12 protein-coding genes are annotated in these 17,348 nt (G+C 69.6%); 3 read left to right on the top strand and 9 right to left on the bottom strand.

All coding sequences use genetic code 11. The features are described 5' to 3' along the window. Positions 1-11: 11 nt before the first annotated feature. Together VFZ09_RS41215 and VFZ09_RS41220 are read right to left on the bottom strand one after the other, a co-directional pair. Positions 12-2,585, bottom strand: coding sequence for a peroxisomal multifunctional enzyme type 2 (locus VFZ09_RS41215; protein WP_329733279.1), 2,574 nt, complete (start codon positions 2,583-2,585; stop codon positions 12-14). 240 nt (positions 2,586-2,825) lie between these two features. Further along, a complete protein-coding gene (locus tag VFZ09_RS41220) occupies positions 2,826-3,119 on the bottom strand; it encodes an aldo/keto reductase (RefSeq protein WP_329733280.1) in 294 nt (97 codons plus the stop codon). 129 nt (positions 3,120-3,248) lie between these two features. On the opposite strand from VFZ09_RS41220, the gene VFZ09_RS41225 reads away from it, so the two are divergent. Then, the gene (locus VFZ09_RS41225) at positions 3,249-3,794 is read left to right on the top strand and encodes a hypothetical protein (protein WP_329733281.1); all 546 of its coding nucleotides are present in this window, start codon (positions 3,249-3,251) and stop codon (positions 3,792-3,794) included. Positions 3,795-3,885: 91 nt separating this feature from the next. On the opposite strand, the gene VFZ09_RS41230 is transcribed toward VFZ09_RS41225, so the two are convergent. The 3 genes from VFZ09_RS41230 to VFZ09_RS41240 all read right to left on the bottom strand — a co-directional run bounded on the left by VFZ09_RS41230 (position 3,886) and on the right by VFZ09_RS41240 (position 11,922). Continuing rightward, positions 3,886-10,578, bottom strand: coding sequence for a myxosortase-dependent M36 family metallopeptidase (locus tag VFZ09_RS41230; RefSeq protein WP_329733282.1), 6,693 nt, complete (start codon positions 10,576-10,578; stop codon positions 3,886-3,888). 245 nt (positions 10,579-10,823) lie between these two features. Continuing rightward, on the bottom strand, positions 10,824-11,372 hold the full coding sequence (locus VFZ09_RS41235) for a DUF2062 domain-containing protein (RefSeq protein ID WP_329733283.1): 549 nt from the start codon (positions 11,370-11,372) through the stop codon (positions 10,824-10,826). Positions 11,373-11,490: 118 nt separating this feature from the next. Beyond that, the gene (locus VFZ09_RS41240; protein ID WP_329733284.1) at positions 11,491-11,922 is read right to left on the bottom strand and encodes a hypothetical protein; all 432 of its coding nucleotides are present in this window, start codon (positions 11,920-11,922) and stop codon (positions 11,491-11,493) included. Between the two features lie 287 nt (positions 11,923-12,209). Here VFZ09_RS41240 and VFZ09_RS41245 point away from each other — a divergent pair, with 287 nt between their 5' ends. Beyond that, positions 12,210-12,719 carry a hypothetical protein gene (locus VFZ09_RS41245; protein WP_329733285.1) on the top strand — a complete coding sequence of 170 codons (510 nt, stop codon included), beginning with the start codon at positions 12,210-12,212 and terminating at the stop codon, positions 12,717-12,719. Here VFZ09_RS41245 and VFZ09_RS41250 read toward each other — a convergent pair. Continuing rightward, entirely contained in the window at positions 12,700-13,350 is a 651-nt protein-coding gene (locus VFZ09_RS41250; protein WP_329733286.1) for a TetR/AcrR family transcriptional regulator, read from the bottom strand. The genes VFZ09_RS41245 and VFZ09_RS41250 overlap by 20 nt on opposite strands. A 138-nt stretch (positions 13,351-13,488) precedes the next feature. On the opposite strand from VFZ09_RS41250, the gene VFZ09_RS41255 reads away from it, so the two are divergent. After that, positions 13,489-14,499, top strand: a complete 1,011-nt coding sequence (locus VFZ09_RS41255; RefSeq protein ID WP_329733287.1) for an aromatic ring-hydroxylating dioxygenase subunit alpha — start codon at positions 13,489-13,491, stop codon at positions 14,497-14,499. A gap of 53 nt (positions 14,500-14,552) precedes the next feature. Here VFZ09_RS41255 and VFZ09_RS41260 read toward each other — a convergent pair whose 3' ends face one another. From VFZ09_RS41260 to VFZ09_RS41270, 3 genes are all read right to left on the bottom strand, one after another. Then, on the bottom strand, positions 14,553-15,329 hold the full coding sequence (locus tag VFZ09_RS41260; RefSeq protein WP_329733288.1) for a hypothetical protein: 777 nt from the start codon (positions 15,327-15,329) through the stop codon (positions 14,553-14,555). A gap of 72 nt (positions 15,330-15,401) precedes the next feature. Continuing rightward, entirely contained in the window at positions 15,402-16,181 is a 780-nt protein-coding gene (locus tag VFZ09_RS41265) for a hypothetical protein (RefSeq protein WP_329733289.1), read from the bottom strand. 72 nt (positions 16,182-16,253) lie between these two features. After that, positions 16,254-17,327, bottom strand: a complete 1,074-nt coding sequence (locus VFZ09_RS41270; protein WP_329733290.1) for a CapA family protein — start codon at positions 17,325-17,327, stop codon at positions 16,254-16,256. Positions 17,328-17,348 lie beyond the last annotated feature (21 nt).

Raw genomic sequence — 17,348 nt, forward strand, 5'->3', positions numbered from 1 at the left:
TCACGTGACCGTCAGATGAGCTGCTTGAGGAAGCCCAGGCGCGAGGCCACCCGGACATCTCCGTCCACCCGCAGCTTGCCGTGCTGGTAGAGCCGCTGCACGGCCTGCGGATCCTGCACCAGGGCCGCCAGGTCCTCGTCCGAGAGGCGAAGCGTCAGGTCCGCCTTGCCGGCCTTCCCCTCGCGCACGCCGGGAGTGTCCCTGCCATCCACCACCCAGGAGCCCTGGGGCTCGGTGACGTGGAACTGGATGACGGCGCCCAGCTCGCGGGCCAGCTCGGGCTTCTGCGCCAGCCGCTCGCCGAGCGCCTTGAAGATGGCGGGAGCACGGCCGTTGCCCGTCTTCTCGCTGCCCGAGGCCGGAGCCGGAGCCGCGGCCGCCTTCGCGGGAGCATCCCCCGCGGGGCCCACCTTCGCGAGGAAGCCGAGCTTCTGCGAGGCCATGACGTTGCCGGTGATCTTGAGCTTGCCGCCGAAGTAGAGCTTCTGCGGATCGGCCTTGCCGGAGGTCATGGCGAGGAAGTCCGCGTCGGTGAGCTCCAGCGAGCAGTCGGCCTTGCCCTGCGCGCCCTCCTGCACCGAGCCCGCGCCGTTCTTCAGGTCCAGGGTCCAGGTGCTGTCCGGCTGGGTGAGCTTGAAGAGGTAGACGTTGGCCACCTTGGCGACGAGCTCGGGGTGCTGGGCCACGTAGGCGCGGATGGCGCCGAACACCTTCGCGCTGGCGGAGCTTCCACCGGCCGCGGCGGGAGCGCTCGCCTGCGCGGCGGGCTTCGCCTGGGCCGAGGGAACCTCCTTGTGGAGCTCCACGGCGGCGTTGCTGATGACGACCTTGTCGCGCTCGACGACCTTGCAGCGGATGATGACGCGCTCGCCGTCCTTCCACATCTCGGTGCGGAGCGTCTCGCCGGGCAGCACGGTGTCGGCGAAGCGCACGCGGATGCTCTTGAAGAGGCGCGGGTCGCCATTGGCGAAGGCCTTGATGACGTGGCGGCCCACGTAGCCGAAGGTGCACAGGCCGTGGAGGATGGGCTTCTGGAAGCCGAAGTTCCGGGCGAACTCGGGGTCGGCGTGCAGCGGGTTCCAGTCTCCGGACAGCCGGTAGAGGAGCGCCTGGTTCTCGTGCGTCTTCTCGGTGATGACGGCGTCGGGCGCGCGCTCCGGAGGAGGAATGTCCGTCACCGGCCCACGCTCGCCGCCCCAGCCGCCCGCGCCACGGACGAAGGTGGTGATCTCATTGCGCACGAGCGGCTCGCCCGTCTGCGCGTCGTAGCTGGTGACCTCGGTGACGACGAGCGCGTTCTTGCCCTTGTCGAAGATGTCCTTGATGCGGCCCTTGTGGCGCAGCGTGGCCTTGGCGGGCAGCGGGCGGAGCAGCTCCGTGTACTGCTCGCCGTGGAGGACGCGGTCCAGGCCGTAGTTGAGGCCCGGGGCCTGCTTGCCCTCGGCGGACATCTTCAGGACGGAGTTGAGGGCGGGGATGACACCGTAGGTGGGCAGCGGGCGGAAGCCCTCGCCGTGGAGCTCGTAGACGTACTGGAGCTCCTTCGTGTCGAGCGGATCCTGCGCGGCGCCCACGCCCAGGGCGTAGAGCGAGAGGTCGCGCTCGTCATAGGCGGAGCGCGTCTCGGGGAACTCGTAGCCGAGCGCGGCGTCGACGTCGATGAGCTCGTTACCGCCCTTGCTCTGGGAGGTGAGGTTGTCCATGACGGGCTGCATGCCGCCCGCCACGTCGGTGGGGTGGGTGGCGCCGGTGAAGTCGGTGATGGACTCCCAGGACTTCTGGACGGCCTCGGGAGTGATGGCGCGGCCGAGCTTGAACACCTTGCCGCGCGTGCGCTCCCAGCGCAGCTTGGCCATGAAGCCGCCGCCGACCTCGAAGAGGGCACCGGTCTCCTGACAGTCCTCGTGGCAGAGCCAGGCGGCGAGCGGACTGACGTACTCGGGGCGGAGCGCATCGACGACCTCCTTGGGGAGGACGGTCTCGGTCATGCGGCTGCCGGCGATGGGGGCGATGGCGTTGACGAGGATGTTCTTCTTGCGGCCCTCGATGGCGAGGGTGTTGGCGAAGCCGACGAGGCCGAGCTTGGCCATGCTGTAGTTGGCTTGGCCGAAGTTGCCGTAGATGCCGGCGGCGGAGGCGGTGAAGAGGATGCGGCCGTAGCCCTGGTCGCGCAGGTGGGGCCAGGCGGCCTGGGTGACGCGGAAGGCGCCGAGCACGTGGACGCGGTAGATGAGCTCCCAGTCCTGCTCGGTCATCTTCTGGAAGCTGGTGTCGCGGAGGATGCCGGCGTTGTTGATGACGATGTCCACGCGCTTCCACGTATCGAGCGCGGACTGGACGATCTTCGCGCCGTCCTCGACGGAGTCGTAGTTGGCGATGGCCTCGCCACCAGCGGCCTTGATTTCAGCGACCACCTTGTCGGCGGCCTCGGAGCCGCGGCCGCCGCCGGTGCTGGAACCGCCGAGGTCATTGACGACCACCTTCGCTCCACGGCTCGCGAGCAGCAGCGCGTGAGAGCGGCCCAGGCCGTTACCGGCACCGGTGACGATGGCGACCTTCCCGTCGAAACGAAGCTCGTTGCCCATTCAGTCTCCTTGCGGAGCGGGAGCAGACGACGAGCCGGTCACTTTGACAAGTGAGTCAATCCAGCACCCCACCAGAAGCCAGGCACCGCAAACAACCCCAGGACGCCATGTTCCCAGGTTCCCCAAGAACCCCTCTCCCCTCGGGAGAGGGACGGGGTGAGGGTGCCACGGCCCCCGGGTTTTGACTCCGTGTGCGCCCCAGTGGCTCCCGGGTTTCGCCGAGCGACACGACGCTCCGCGTTACGGATGCGCGGAGCGCTCACTGTCGAGGTGCTTCATCTGTTCCGCGCCGTACCGTTCACCCGAGATGGTCACGATGGAATCGAGGGCGGCGAGGTCCGCCTTCGACAAGGTCCGCGACAGCGCCCCGAGCGAGTCCTCGAGCTGAGCCACGGTCTTCGCGCCCACGACGGGAACGAAGCCGGGCTGGCGCGCGAGCACCCAGGCGATGGCGAGCTGTCCAGGCGTCCGTGACTGCCCGGGACTGAGCAGGCGTGCGGAGGAGCGTTCCTCCCGCCCGCGAGTGCAATTCACGCGTGAGAGCGGGAGCAGAGCCCCCACCCCGTCGCCCCATGGAAGAGGGCACCTCCGGGTCCCCACCCTGAAGACAGGAGGCGGGCACCTCGACTCGGCCCGCCAGCATGCGGCACGGAGGGAAGGGACATGCGGGGAACCTGGACGAAGACGGCGCTCTTCACGCTGGTGGCGATGCTGGGAGTCTCGGGTTGCGGTGGCCCGATGGAGGAGGAGGACCCCCTCGACGAGCAGGAGGAGCTGACGCTGGACGACGGAGACGGCGTGAGCGCGCAGTGGGACGACTCCTCCTGCAAGAGCGTGAAGGCGGACCCGAAGCTGCTCTGGCCGCCGAACCACAAGCTCCACACCGTCACGCTGAGCGGGAAGGACGAGTACGGAAAGTCCTTCAAGGTGACCATCAAGAAGGTGCTGCAGGACGAGCCCGTGGATGGCCTGGGTGACGGTGACACGGCACCGGACGCGAAGTGGGTGGGCGACTACCGGGATCGGGTGCAGGTGCGAGCGGAGCGCAGCGGCCGGGAAGACGGGCGCGTGTACTGCATCACCTTCACGGCGAAGGACAGCAAGGGCAGGACGTGCACGGGCACGGTGGAGGTCGGCGTCCCGCACGACATGGGCGGACATTCGGAGCCGATCAACTCCGGGTGCAGGTACAACTCGTTCGGCCACTGAAGTGGGAGCACCTCACGGGCCCACGAAACACCAGCGGCCGGCACCTGGGTGACAGGGGCCGGCCGCCGGGGCACGACAGTTCAGCGGTCTGTCAGTTCAACCAGCGGCGGCGGCGCAGCAGGCCGAGGAGCGCCAGGCCGAGCACGCTGGCCGGGGCGCCCGTGCCGGTGGAGGAGCAGCCGCCCGGCTCCGGCGTGGAGGTGGACAGCGTGGCCGTGGCCTCCACGGTGGCGTTGTGCGAGGCCCCGCGGGCATCCGTCACGGTGAGACGGAAGCTGTAGGTACCGGTCGCGGGCACGTCCACGTTCAGCACCGCCTGGTTGGCGTTGCTGAACTGCACGGACGGGCCGTTGATCTGCTCCCACCTGTAGGTGAGCGCGTCCCCCTCCCCATCGCTGGAGGCCGAGCCATCGAGCGTCATGGACTCCTGGCTGCCGGAGAGGAGGATGCGGGCGCGGGCCACGGGCGCCTGGTTGTCGGCGGGCGAGACGGTGACCGTCACCGTCGAGGGCTCGCTGGAGAGCGAGCCATCCCGCACCACCAGCCGGAAGACGAGGTCGGTGTTGGACCTCACGGCCGGAGCGGTGAAGGACGGCGTGGCGGTGTCCGCCCCCGCCAGCGTCACCCACGGACCCCCCACCTGCGTCCACTGGTACGTCAGGGTGCCGCCATCGGCGTCCGCGCTCGTGCTGCCGTCGAGGTTGACGGTGGCATTGGACACCGCGGAGAGCGCGGTCCCCGCCCTGGCCACGGGCGCGCGGTTGACGTTGCGCACGGTCACCGACACGTCACGGGTGGCCGAGGCCTTGCCGTCGCTCACCGTCACGCGGAAGGTGAGCACGCGGTCCGAGGGCACCTCGCCGGTGGCGAAGGTGGCCGTCGCCGTGTTGGCGCCGGAGAGCGTGACCGACGGGCCGGTCAGCTGCGTCCAGGCGTAGGTCAGCGCATCGCCGTCCGGGTCCGAGGCGATGGCCACGAGGGAGGCGGTGCTCCGCTCGTCCACCGTCACCGGAGACGCCGTCACCACCGGCGCGCGGTTCACGTCGTTGACCACCACGTCCACCGTGTCGCTGGCGGACAGCTTGCCGTCGCTCACCGTCAGCATGAAGGAGAGCGTCTCGCCGGAAGCCGTCTCCGGCGCGATGAAGCTGGCGGACGCCGTGCTGGCACCGGTCAGCGCCACCGGGGTACCGGACACCTGCACCCAGGCGTAGCTGAGAGCGTCACCGTCCACGTCGCTCGCGGAGCCGCTCAGCGTGTAGACGCTCCGCTCGTTCGCGGTGCCATCCACACCCGCGTTCACCGTGGGCGCGCGGTTGACGGTGACGTTGCGCACCGTCACCGCCACGTCGGAGCTGGCGGTGGTGAAGCCATCGAACACCTCCACGCGGAAGGTGAGCACGCTGTCGGCGCTCACCTCGCCCGCGGAGAAGGTGACCCGGGCCGTGTCGGCCCCGGAGAGCACCACCGGCGTGCCGGTCAGCTGCGTCCAGCTATAGGTCAGCCTGTCACCATCCGCGTCCGAGGCGATGGCCTCGAGCGTGGCGGTGCTGAGCTCGTCCACCGTCACCGCGGGCACCGTCACCACCGGCGCGCGGTTCACCGTGTCCACCACCACGTTCACCGTATCGCTGGCGCTGCTCTGGCCGTCGCTCACCGTCAGGCGGAAGGAGAGCGTCTCACCGGACACCGTCTCCGGCGCGGTGAAGGTGGCCCGGGCCGAGGTGGCACCGGACAGCGCCACCGGCGTGCCGGACACCTGCACCCAGCTGTAGCTCAGCGTGTCGCCGTCCTCGTCGCTGGCGGAGCCGGAGAGCGTATAGGACGCGCGCTCGTTGACGACGCCGTCCACGCCCGCGTTCACCGTGGGCGCGCGGTTGACCTGGCGCACGTTCACCACCACGTCCTGGGTGGCCGTGGCGCCGCGGCCGTCGCTCACCGTCACGCGGAAGGTGAGCACGCTGTCGGCGCTCACCTCGCCCGTGGAGAAGGTGGCCCGGGCCGTGTTGGCCCCGGAGAGCGTCACCGCCGTGCCGGACACCTGCGTCCAGCTGTAGCTCAGCGTGTCCCCGTCCGCGTCCGAGGCGGTGGCCTCGAGCGTGGCGGTGCTGCGCTCGTCCACCGTCACCGAGGACGCCGTCACCACTGGCGCGCGGTTCACGTCATTCACCGTCACGCTCACCATGTCGCTGCTGGTCACCTTGCCGTCGCTCACCGTCAGGCGGAAGGTGAGCGTCTCACCGGACGCCGTGTCCGGCGCGGTGAAGGTGGCGGAGGCCGAGGTGGCACCGCTCAGCGCCACCGGCGTGCCGGACACCTGCACCCAGCTGTAGCTCAGCGTGTCCCCGTCCGGGTCGCTCGCGGAGCCGGAGAGCGTGTAGGACTCGCGCTCGTTCACGGAGCCATCCACGCCCGCGTTCACGGCCGGCGCGCGGTTGACCTGGCGCACGTTCACCACCACGTCCTGGGTGGCCGTGGCCCGGCCGTCGCTCACCGTCACGCGGAAGGTGAGCACGCTGTCGGCGCTCACCTCGCCCGTGGAGAAGGTGGCCCGGGCCGTGTTGGCCCCGGAGAGCGTCACCGCCGTACCGGTCAGCTGCGTCCAGCTGTAGCTCAGCGTGTCCCCGTCCGCGTCCGAGGCGGTGGCCTCGAGCGTGGCGGTGCTGCGCTCATCCACCGTCACCGAGGACGCCGTCACCACCGGCGCGCGGTTCACGTCGTGGATGGCCACGTCCACCGTGTCGCTGACGCTGCTCTGCCCGTCGCTCACCGTCAGGCGGAAGGTGAGCACCTCGTCGAACGCGACCTCCGGCGTGGCGAAGGTGGCGGACGCCTTGTCGTAGTTGCTCAGCGCCACCGGCGTGCCGGACACCTGCGTCCAGAGGAAGCTGAGGGTGTCGCCGTCCGCGTCGCTCGCGGAGCCGGAGAGCGTGTAGCCGCCGCGCTCGCTGGCCGAGCCATCCAGGCCCGCGTTCACCGTGGGCGCGCGGTTGACGTTCAGCACGCGCACCGTCACGGTGTCGCTGGCGGTGAGGGTGCCGTCGCTGACGGTCAGCCGCAGCACCACGTCGCTGTCACCCGTCACCTCGGGGGCCGTGAAGGACGGGGTGGCCGTGTCCTCGCCCGTGAGCGTCACCGCCGGGCCGGACACCTGCGCCCAGCTGTAGCTCACGCTGTCCCCATCCACGTCCGACGCGCTGCCGGACAGCGTCACGCGCGAGCGCTCGTTCGCCGTCAGGTCCGTGCCCGCGTTGGCCACGGGCGGACGGTTCATGCACACGCCGTCCTCGCCGACGATGCTCGTGAAGGGCGTGCCGATGATGCCGGTGAAGGCCAGGTCATCCAGCAACCAGCCCGTGCGCGCCGCGGCGTCGTCGGAGCCGATGCGGAAGCGGATTTGAACCGTCTGGCCCGCGTAGGCGGTCCCCAGGTCCAGCGTCGCGGGCGCCAGCGTGGGGAAGCCCGCCGAGGTCCCCACGAAGCCGCGGCGGCCCTTCAACGGGTTCTTGCCCGTCGTGGTGTTGATGATCGTACCGGTGTACAGCGAGTCACCGATGTCCACCCACGTCGCCCCTCCATCGCTGGAGAGCTCGATGACGGCACCGTCGTAGTAGCCGGTGGCGTCGAACTCGAGGTCATACGCGTGACGGAAGGAGAGGACGAGCGGCTCCGTGGCGCTCACCTCCAGCGGCGGGGTGACGAGGCGGATGTCGCCCGGGGCGCCCAGGTTCGGGCCGAAGAAGGCCCGGTTGAGGTCGGCGATGAACTCGACGACCTGGAAGGAGCCCGGGGTCAGCGTGGTGTCGGACTCGAAGCCCCACGGCAGCGTCCGGCCCTCCACCGTCTCCGTGGCGGTGGTGGCGGGCGCCTCGTCGTACTGCGTCTCGAGGCCGAACGCGTGGACCTTGTCCCCCGGAATCGCCTGGGCCTCGTCACGGAAGGCGAGGCTGAAGTTGACGACCTGTCCCTTCGTCGCGCCGCGCAGCGTCACGGGCACGGACACCTCGGCCTGCCCGCCCACGGGAATCACCGGGAAGCGCATGGAGCCGCCGTTGCCCACCGTCACGCCCGCGGAGGGAGAGAACACGGTGACGCTGGTGTTGCTGGCCTCCTTCGAGCCCGAGTTGCGCACGGTGACGATGATGCGGCCCGTCTCCCCGTTGTCCAGGACGCCGTCCTTGTCGCAGGAGCCGGTCGCCAGGTCATCGGCGAACACGGCGGAGACGAGCTCCAGGTTCGTCCCGACGCTGAAGCTCTCCACCACGCCGGCGTGGTTGGTGGAGTAGCGGTCCGGAGCCACCGCGCCCACGCCCGCGCCGCGCCGGGCGAAGGCCGCCCAGAAGCGCTCGCCGTCGGCCGGGTCGTTGGCGTTGGCCGCCGCGATGATGGCGTCACGCGCCTCCAGGTAGGTGGGCGCCACGGGCGTCATCTTGAACCCGTTCACCAGGTAGCTCTTCATGCGGCGCTGCGCCTCCTCGAACGGATGCGCGCGCAGGAGCGACACGTAGCACTCCCACAGCATGGTGGCCCACACCTCACCGGAGTTGTGGACCTGGGAGTTGACGCCGCCCGGGGAGATGGGCGCCGAGGTGGGCAGCGCCACGCCATCGGAGATGTGGCGGAACATCAGCGCGTTCCGGGCCATGTCCGCCGAGTACGTCACGCGGCGGATGCCGAAGAAGGCGGAGTCCGGGGAGCTGCCACGCGTGGCGAACTCGGCCGCGGCGTAGGCCCCGTTCCAGTTCGCGTTGGAGGCCACCAGGGCGTCCTCCGCGCGCGTCACCATCAGCAGCGCGGTGAAGTCACCCCAGCCCTCCCCCATGGCGCGGCCCTGGTTGTTGACCAGACCGGCCGCGTTGCCGATGAGGCGGTTGCTGATGTAGTGGCCCCACTCGTGCGCCACGATGATGTTGTCCACCGTGCCGTCCAGGTACGGAGCCGCCGCGCGGTACAGCCGCACGTTGACGCCGGTGGCCTCGCGCAGCACCTTGCCCTCCGCCATCGTGAGGCGCAGCGAGGGAATGGTGATGGTGGTGGAGGTGCCGCCCATGTTCGAGCGCAGACCGTCCACGTTGTCCACGAGGATGACGCCGATGGCCCCCGCGTTCTGCGCGTTCGTCATCTTGACGGTGAAGTCGCAGTTGCCACGGTCGATCAGGGCGATCTTCCCGGCCACCTCCGCCGCGTTGGACAGCGCGGTGCACGCGTCGGTGCTGGTGGCCACGCCGTCCTGCGCCCCCACCACGTCCCCGGTGGTGTCGAAGGACTGCGGACCGAAGCCCCCGGCGATACCCGCCGCGAAGTCACGCGCGATGCTCTCGGGCGCGTTCACCGTCACGCGCGCGTCGCGGCCGGAGAAGCGGTACATCTGCATGCGCGGGGACCTGCCGTCCGCCGGCGTGGACATGTTCGCGTTGTTGAGGCCGCTGTAGTCCTGCGCCTGCGCGCGGATGGCGTCGCCGCCCAGGCCTCCGCGGCCGTAGTTGTCCGTCTGCGCGTTGCCGGACGCCTCGTCGAAGCCCGAGTCGTAGAACCAGTCGTGCAGCCAGTTGTTCAGGAAGAACAGGCTGGTGGTGGCCGCGGCGATCTGCTCCGCATCGGCGTTCGGCTCGATGTCGAAGCGCATGGTCCGGTCGAACACGCCCGGCGCGGTGACGGAGGGACGCAGGTCTCCCGCGTTGTAGTTGTCCGGCGCGACGAGGTCCGCGTACGCGTCCACGTTGTTACCGGTGGTCTCCGTGGCGCCGTCCGGCAGCCAGGGATCGTTCTGGCTGAAGGGAGCGTTCCGCAGGGTGACCAGCGAGGGCGGCACGAACGCCGGGAAGAAGCCGCTCGGCGTGCCCGTGGGGTGCGGCGTGGCCTGGGTGCCCGAGGGGCCGTCATGCGGGGTGTACGGCGGCGTGGCGTCCGCGAAGACGCGGTAGCTGTACTCCGCGTCCGCCGTCAGGTTGTTGCGCAGCAGCAGCCGGCCATCCGCCGCGGACACGACGTACGCGTAGTAGTCCGACTCCTTGCTGTCCGCGCGTCCCGTGTTGAGCTCCACGTAGTACGCGGGCACGAGTCCGCCCGGCAGCGAGTAGAGCACCTGCTTGGCCCGGGCCGGCAGCAGGAACTGCTCCGTCAGCGGGCGCGCGTAGGACACCGGCTCGTAGTGCGAGTAGCGGCCGGTCTCCAGCTTCGTGTCCACCGGCGCGAGCAGGCTCTTGTCCAGCGCGTGCCCCGTCAGGTCCTGGTAGGCCAGGGCGATGACCTCGGAGGCCGTCAGCTGGAAGCGCACGCGCGAGGCGGGCACGTCCGCGGAGACATGCTTGGAGAGGGTGCCGGAGACGGCCACCAGGTCATTGCTCCGGTTGAGCAGCAGGCGGAGCGACTGCCGGAAGACCTCGATGCCCGCGGCCTCCTGGGCGATCGTCACCACCTTGACGCCCTGCTCGTTCTGGCTGACGGACTGCACCCGCGCCCCCGCCGACTCGAGGGAGCTCAGGCCGTAGAGGCTGGCGTGCTCGGAGAGCTGCGCCAGGGCGGCCTCCCCCGGCGCCATGCGCGCGAAGGGCGCCATCAACCGCGCCGGGGGACTGCCCTTGTTGACCCAGAGGAACGTGGGCGAACCCGTCCGCTCGTCCTGATGGGCAACGCGCGCACCCGGCTCCTCCACCGGCCTGAAGCTCGGGCCCGTGGGTTTCACGTCCTGCAGTGCATCGTAGTTCGGCAACGACCGGGCCGCGGCGCCTGTACCCGACAACACCAGCGCCAGCCCTGACAGCGTGGCAACCAACCTTCTCACGTGGGGGAGCTCCCTTTGCGTACGACAGCGGGACGGGGAGCGTCTCCGAGACTTCTCGCGACCTGAGAATCCACCCCGGCATCCACGCCGGAGCGCCCGGTCACCTCGGGTCACTCCCAGGTGACAAAGTGTCACCTGGTGAAAATCGTAGTGCCCCGGCGCATGTGGGTTCAAATGCGACAACCGCTTTTTCAGCGGGCCTGCTACAGCCGGGACGGAATCACGGTCTCTCCCGGGCGGGCCGCCTACACCTCGGGGGCGAGCTTCAGGCCGCGCGCCCTGCGAGCCCGGCGCTGCTCGCGATCGGCCTGGTGGCGGGACACCATGCCGTAGGTGATGCGGTAGCCGAGCCAGGCGGTGGGCACGCCCAGCACGACGCCGCCGATGACGAGGCCGAGCCCCACCTCGAGCGCATCCGGTCCGGAGAGGGACAGCGCGCTCAAGTCCAAGGCGCTGGCCGTCGCCACGCCCTGGGGGGAAGCCGGGAGGAGGCGGTGCGCGATGGGGCGGCCGATGAGGTAGCACAGGCCGTAGACGGGGGCGGCGGTGACGGGGTTGTTGAGCCACACGCCCGCGGCGGCGGCGACGCGCGAGAGCTGGAAGTGCGTCAGCCGGCGCACCAGCTCGGAGGCGGCGAGGGCCAGGGGCAGTTGGAGGCCCATGACGGGCAGCACGGCGATGAACAAGCCGAGCGCCATGCCACCGGCGATCTCACCCGGAGCTCCCGAGCCGCGCAGCAATCGCACGCGCGCGCGCCGGAGCTTCCTCTTGGCAACCTTCCACCACGACGACACGGGGCACCACGCTTCTTCGGAACCGGGACACTCTCGGGGGACGGCGCCAGGATAATGCGAAGCCCGGGCGCGCGCAGGACATCATGGCGGAGCGCGATGGGCTGCCTGCCACCAGACATCAGATGGCGTGAAGCGCGCTCGGGAAGGGGCGGAAGCCGAGCGCGGCCTCCACGAAGGCGCGCAGCTCCCCGGCGGCCCACGGCGTGGCGAGCGCGAAGTGGATGATGCTGGCCTGGCTGAGGGTGGAGGCTTCCTCGGGGCGGAACTTGGTGGACAAAAGAACGCGCGGACCGGGGTAGCCGCGCTCCACCAGGGCGGCGAGGAAGTCCGCCGCGCCCTTCGCGTCCGCCAGCCCCATGTCGATGACGACGGCGGTGGGCGCCGGCTCGAGGTCGAGCAGGGGCAGGGCGAGGGAGAAGGTGTTGACGGGGAGCAGCTCGAAGGCCGGCGACAGCTCCCTGCGGGCGGTGTCGCGCAGCACGGGATCGTCCGCCACGAAGAGGACACGCAGGGGCCCGGAGGTGGCCCGGCCTTGGGACGAGGAAGGCACGGACGCAGGGTACCGCCGGAGAGGAAGCAGGGGCAACGCTTCCTCGGGCCAGGACAACCCGTGAACAGGGCGCGGACGCGAGCCCTCCACTCACGAGGAGGATGACGGCCCCCACACCGGGCGCGCCCGGCAACCGGGCGGCCGCTCGCCGTGCCGTCCTGGCGGAGCACGCCATCCCCTCCTCCCCACGAGCGGGCGGCCGGGGGTCCGGCACACGGGAGTGCCTCCATTCCTATCCTCCCCGCATGAATTCCTCGTACACCCAGCGAATCGGTCGAGCGCTCGGGATGACCGCCCTGCTCGCAATGGGAACGGCGGCCGCTCAGGGCTGGGACCAGTACCTCTACCTGCGCACCCCGAACGCCGCCATCACGGCGCGCGTGACGGGCGACAGCATCTCCAGCCCGGACCTCCAGCTCTCGCGGGATGGAAAGACGCTGCGCGGGAGGGCCTTCGGCCAGACGGTGTTCCTCGGCCTCAACGGCAAGGAGCTGGGAGGCACCGTGGGCCGGGAGCTGACGCGGTTGAGCTTCGAGGACCACGACGGCGTCACCCACGCGCGGGGCTCCTTCTACGGCCGCGTCTCGGAGCTGAACATCAGCGCGGAGGAGCTCACCGGGACGGTGGGCGCGTGCAGCTACGACTTGAAGGCCACGAAGGACGGGAGCTACGTGGGCTCGCGCAGCTGCGGAGGCGTGCCGGAGCGGCCCGTCATCCTCGACATTCCGCCCGCGCTCGCGAAGCAGGGCACGGCGATGACGCTGGCCACGCTCGGGCTCATCCTCGGCGTGCCTTGAGCGGCTCGGGCTCCGGAGCGTAGGCGCGGAGGAACGTGTCCAGGTGGTCCTCCAGGAAGCGCTCCACGTCCAGCGGACGGCAGCGCGAGCCCGCGAGCTGCACCTGGTGCAACATGCCGAGCACCACCGGGCACACCAGCTCCAGCGCGGCGTGGCGCACGTCGCAGCGGCGCAGCTCCCCGTCGGCGATGTGGCGGGACAACCGGGCCTCGGTGGCCTGCAGCGTGGGCTCCAGCAACTCCTGCACGTAGACGGGGCCCAGCTTCTCGTGGCCCAGGCTCGAGGTGAGGCCGAAGGCGTGCACCTCCCCCACCCCGGCGCGCCAGCCCACGAGGAACTGTTGGAGCAACCACTGGAGCGACTCGCGCACCGGGCCGTGGAACTCCGTGGCGGTGGCGTGCAGGTAGGGCAGGCCGCGCTGGTGCATGTCCGCCATCACCTCCGACAGCAGCGCCTCGCGCGAGCCGAAGTAGTGACGCAGCGTGGCCACGCTCACCCCGGCCACCTCGGCCAGCTCGCGGAAGCTCGCCTGCGCCCCGTCCTTCGCGAGCAGGCGTTCGCGCACGGCGTGCAGCAGGCGCTCGCGCTCCTTCTCGTAGTCGGCGTTGCGGCTTCCCTTCACCCGGGCCATGCGTTCTGAATAACCCGCGTGGGGTATGAAATCCACTCTCCGCCCGGTCGGGGGCCGCGCTCCGACGCACTTCGACTTGAAATTAAATAAACCAACGTGAATATTCTATACCCGGAGCGGTACCTGCGGGAGGACTTCATGCTGGACGGTTTCGCCGACGAGGGTTTCGCGGACGTATGGACGCCGGTGGCGATGTCGAAGGAGGTGCGCAAGGCGCCCTACGCACTGACGCTGGCGGGGGAGCGGCTCGTGCTCTTCCGGGACGCCCAGGGCCGGGTGTCGGCGCTGCATGACCAGTGTCCGCACCGCGGGGTGAGGCTGTCGCTGGGGAAGGTGGGCAAGGACGGGTGCCTGGAGTGCCCCTTCCACGGGTGGCGCTTCGCCTCGGGCGGGGCGTGCACGCACATTCCGCTCAACCCCATGCCCGAGGAGAAGCGCCAGCGCTACGCCGCCACGGCCTTCCCGGTGCAGGAGCGCGGAGGCCTCATCTGGGTCTACACGCGCCCGGGAGCCGAGGCCCCGGAGGAGCTGTCCGTGCCCGCCGTGATGGAGCAGCCGGGCGTGCACGTGTGGCACTACGCCGAGACGTGGAACGCGCACTGGACGCGGGCGATGGAGAACATGCTGGACTCGCCGCACCTGCCCTTCGTGCACCGGCGCACCATCGGTGGAGCGCTGGCGAAGCGGATGAAGCCGGACTCGAGGATGGAGATCGAGGTGCACCCCACGCCCACGGGGTTCCGCACCTCGGCGGACATGGATGGAGCAGGCTCGGAAGGCTTCCTGGACTGGCTGCGGCCCAATGGCATGTCGCTGAACATTCCCGTGCCCAAGCGCATCATGAACCTGTTCATGTGGTGCGTGCCGGTGGATGAGAGCCACACGCGGATGATGCTGGTGAGCACGCGCGACTTCCTGAAGGTCCAGCCGCTCGCGGCCGCGATCGACCACTTCAACAAGCGCATCCTCAAGGAGGACCAGGCGGTGGTGGAGTCGAGCCGCCCGATGGAAGCGCCGCCGGTGACCGAGGAGCGCAGCGTGGGGACGGACCGGGCCACGCTGACGTTCCGCCGCTGGTACCTGGAGCGCAAGAAGCGGGGCCCCCGAGAGGCCACCGCCCTCACCGAGGTCCCGCCGCTCGCGAGCTGACACACGAAGGCCCCGCCTCCATCCTCCGGAGACGGGGCCCTGGCACGAGCCCGTTACGCCTTGGCGGCGGCCGAGGCCTTCTGCGCCACGTCCTGCGCGGTGAGCACCGCCGTGGTGGCGACGTTCTGGGTGTTGGGGAGCAGGTCGGACTTCGTCTTGCTCGCCAGCTCGTTCAGGTACGCGCTGAACAGGCCGAAGTAGACGTTGAGGTGATAGAGCACGCGCTCCTCGTCCTGCTTGCCGTTCACCATCGTCATCAGCACGTTCCACACGTCGGTCGAGTGGTCCTCGTTCACGTCGTAGTTGAGGTGCGCCTCGGCCCCGCGCACGGCCTTGTCACCCAGCGAGCGCTTGATGTTCTCGTTCCAGGAGCCCTGCGTCTTGCGGGTGGTGTACTCGACGAAGTACGACTTGGTGATGAGGCCGCGGGGCCCCTCGTGCTCGAGCGTGTAGTAGAGGTAGCCCTGCAGCAGCTTGGTGGCCAGCAGCGGATCCGTGCCGTAGACCTCCTCCTCGGTCATCCCGATGTTCGTCAGGTCCTTGAGGAAGAGCCGGTCGTGCAGCATCTCCTCCTCGGTGTACTTGGCCCACTTGTGCGCGGCCACCGGGTCCGTCTTGGTGAACAGGCACAGCGCCTTGCTGTCGGCCACGCGCGCCAGGCGGATGCGGAGGATCGTCTCCACCGTGTGGCGCTTGAACATCGTCAGGTCCACCTGGTTGGAGCTGGCGAGGTAACGCGCCGCCGGCGCGGCCTTGTAGACGGACTCGATCATGGAATCGAGGAGCGCATCGACCTTGGTACGGAACTCGGGATTCACGGCTTGCGACATGATGTCTCTCCTTGGAACTGCGATCTTCGAAGGGTGATGAGGGGTACTCTGGCGGACTCGGGAAGTACAGCGTCAGGAAGCGCGGGCGCTGCTCAGCATCCGGCCCGCGAGGCTTCCCAACCACCGCGGCACCGAGAACAACACTTCCCTGGAGAGCTCGCCCTTGAGGAGCTGGTAGGCGTGCTCCCCTCTCTCGGGAATCGTGAAGCTGGGGGCATTCTGTGACAACTGGAAGCCCGAGAAGGACTTGCGCCCATGCGGCCGGGCATACCCGAAGTACTTGCGGTAGGGCGTGAGCCCATGCAGGTACAGGCCGGCGTAGGTGAGCAGCGCCGGAGTGAGCCGGTTGAAGCCCTCGGTGGAGTCCACCAGCAGGCGTCCCCACTCGAGGAAGTCGGTGTCCCAGCCCTCCTTCATCCAGCTGGAGAGGGCCGGCTCGGGCACGTACCGCAACGTCTCGTAGGGATAGCGGGTGGTGCGGACGGTCGCCACCACCCGGTCCTTCCACCAGGTGGCGAAGATGAAGGAGTGGGCGTCATACGCGTCCATCCCCTCCGGGGAGAGCTCCTTGAGCAGGTAGGGCAGCTTCGCCCCATACACGCGCAGGCGCATCCGTCCCACCGCCGCGAATTCCTCCGGCTCCCTCACCAGCCCAAAGCGCAGCGTCTCCGAGCGCGGCTTCTGCACCACGAGGTGGGCGGCCCCCTGCGCGAAGGCATGAACCCACCGCTCCCGCAGGCCGGGCTCCCGGCCCGGAGCCGCAATGGCTCTCAGGGACCGGGCGGCGCCCTGTGAGGGCAATACCTCATTGACCACCTCGAACGAGGCGGCCAGCTGTTCCGTCGAACTCATGATGACCTTCTCCCAGGGATGTCGGCGCCAGCACCGCTGGCGGCCGTCCTGTACGAAAAAATTCCGGACAACTCAGGCCCGGCGCTCGGCTCCCTTCACCGGCTCGTAGACGAGCCCGAGCCGCTGCTGCCATCCGGCCTGCTTCACGGCCGGCGTCTTCTCCATCGGCAGCAGGGAAACACGCTCCCCCTCATGGAACTGGATGAAGGGATGAAGCTGATAGCCCATCACCCGGCCCCGGTTCGCCCCCCGCGTCCCGACCCGGACCTCGAGCAGGGAGATGAGCTTCACCGCCCAGGCGAAACCCAGGCCGCAGAAGTTGCCCAGGCTGTAGGCACACAGCCCGTCGTCGAACCACTCCATCGGCTGCACCACGTGGGGGTGACATCCCACGATGAGCTTGAAATTGCGGGCGTTGAGCTGCCGCGCCAGCTCCCGGGTGGAGCGGTGCGGGAAGTGCTGGAACTCGTACTCCCAATGGGGGAAGGCCACCACGAGGTCCAGACCGTGGCGCCGCTTCAGCTCCTCCGCGTCCAGCCCGTCCAGGTGCGTGTGCCGCCACACGCCGGGCTCTTCCCGCCGCGGCTCGATGTTCATCCACTGCGTCCAGGAGACCACCCCCACCGCCATGCCCTCCACCTCCACCCGCACCACCGGCGACGTGCCTCCATTCCACAGCCCGAGGGGCTGGATGCCCAGCGCGGCGAAGCGCTCCTGGGTGGAGAAGTAGCCGGCCTCGCCCTGGTCGAAGGTGTGGTTGTTGGCCACCGAGAGCAGGAGCCGCCCCGGCTTCACGCCCAGCTGCTCCACGATGGCCCGCAGGTATTCGTGGGACATGTTGAACACGAAGCCGTTGCGGGTGACGTTGCTGAGCGGGCGGTTCATCACCGGCGCCTCGCAATTGCCAATCACCAGGTCCGCGCCGGAGAGCAGCTCGCTGATGGCGGGGTCCACGCGGGAGATGCGGTCCCCGTGCAGGGACATGATGTCGCCGAGGAAGAGCAACCGGAGCGGTTTGTCTTCCGGATCGGACACGAAGGTGTGCTCGAGCGGGCGCTGTCCGAGCTGGGTGCGGTTCCAGATGGAGGGGCGGCAGAAATAGAACGGCCACCGCACGGTGTAGTGCCAGGGATAGGGGGAAGGCATGTGCGCTTGGGAGTGCGGAGA

Origin of the sequence: Archangium sp., assembly GCF_036277355.1 — a bacterium.
Lineage (GTDB): Bacteria > Myxococcota > Myxococcia > Myxococcales > Myxococcaceae > Archangium.

What these genes read in the sequence shown, in the direction of transcription:
- VFZ09_RS41225 (WP_329733281.1), top strand. Translation starts at nt 3,249, where the DNA reads ATGCGGGGAACCTGGACGAAGACGGCGCTCTTCACGCTGGTGGCGATG.
- VFZ09_RS41215 (WP_329733279.1), bottom strand. Translation starts at nt 2,585, where the DNA reads ATGGGCAACGAGCTTCGTTTCGACGGGAAGGTCGCCATCGTCACCGGT.
- VFZ09_RS41255 (WP_329733287.1), top strand. Translation starts at nt 13,489, where the DNA reads ATGCTGGACGGTTTCGCCGACGAGGGTTTCGCGGACGTATGGACGCCG.
- VFZ09_RS41245 (WP_329733285.1), top strand. Translation starts at nt 12,210, where the DNA reads ATGACCGCCCTGCTCGCAATGGGAACGGCGGCCGCTCAGGGCTGGGAC.
- VFZ09_RS41270 (WP_329733290.1), bottom strand. Translation starts at nt 17,327, where the DNA reads ATGCCTTCCCCCTATCCCTGGCACTACACCGTGCGGTGGCCGTTCTAT.
- VFZ09_RS41250 (WP_329733286.1), bottom strand. Translation starts at nt 13,350, where the DNA reads ATGGCCCGGGTGAAGGGAAGCCGCAACGCCGACTACGAGAAGGAGCGC.
- VFZ09_RS41265 (WP_329733289.1), bottom strand. Translation starts at nt 16,181, where the DNA reads ATGAGTTCGACGGAACAGCTGGCCGCCTCGTTCGAGGTGGTCAATGAG.
- VFZ09_RS41260 (WP_329733288.1), bottom strand. Translation starts at nt 15,329, where the DNA reads ATGTCGCAAGCCGTGAATCCCGAGTTCCGTACCAAGGTCGATGCGCTC.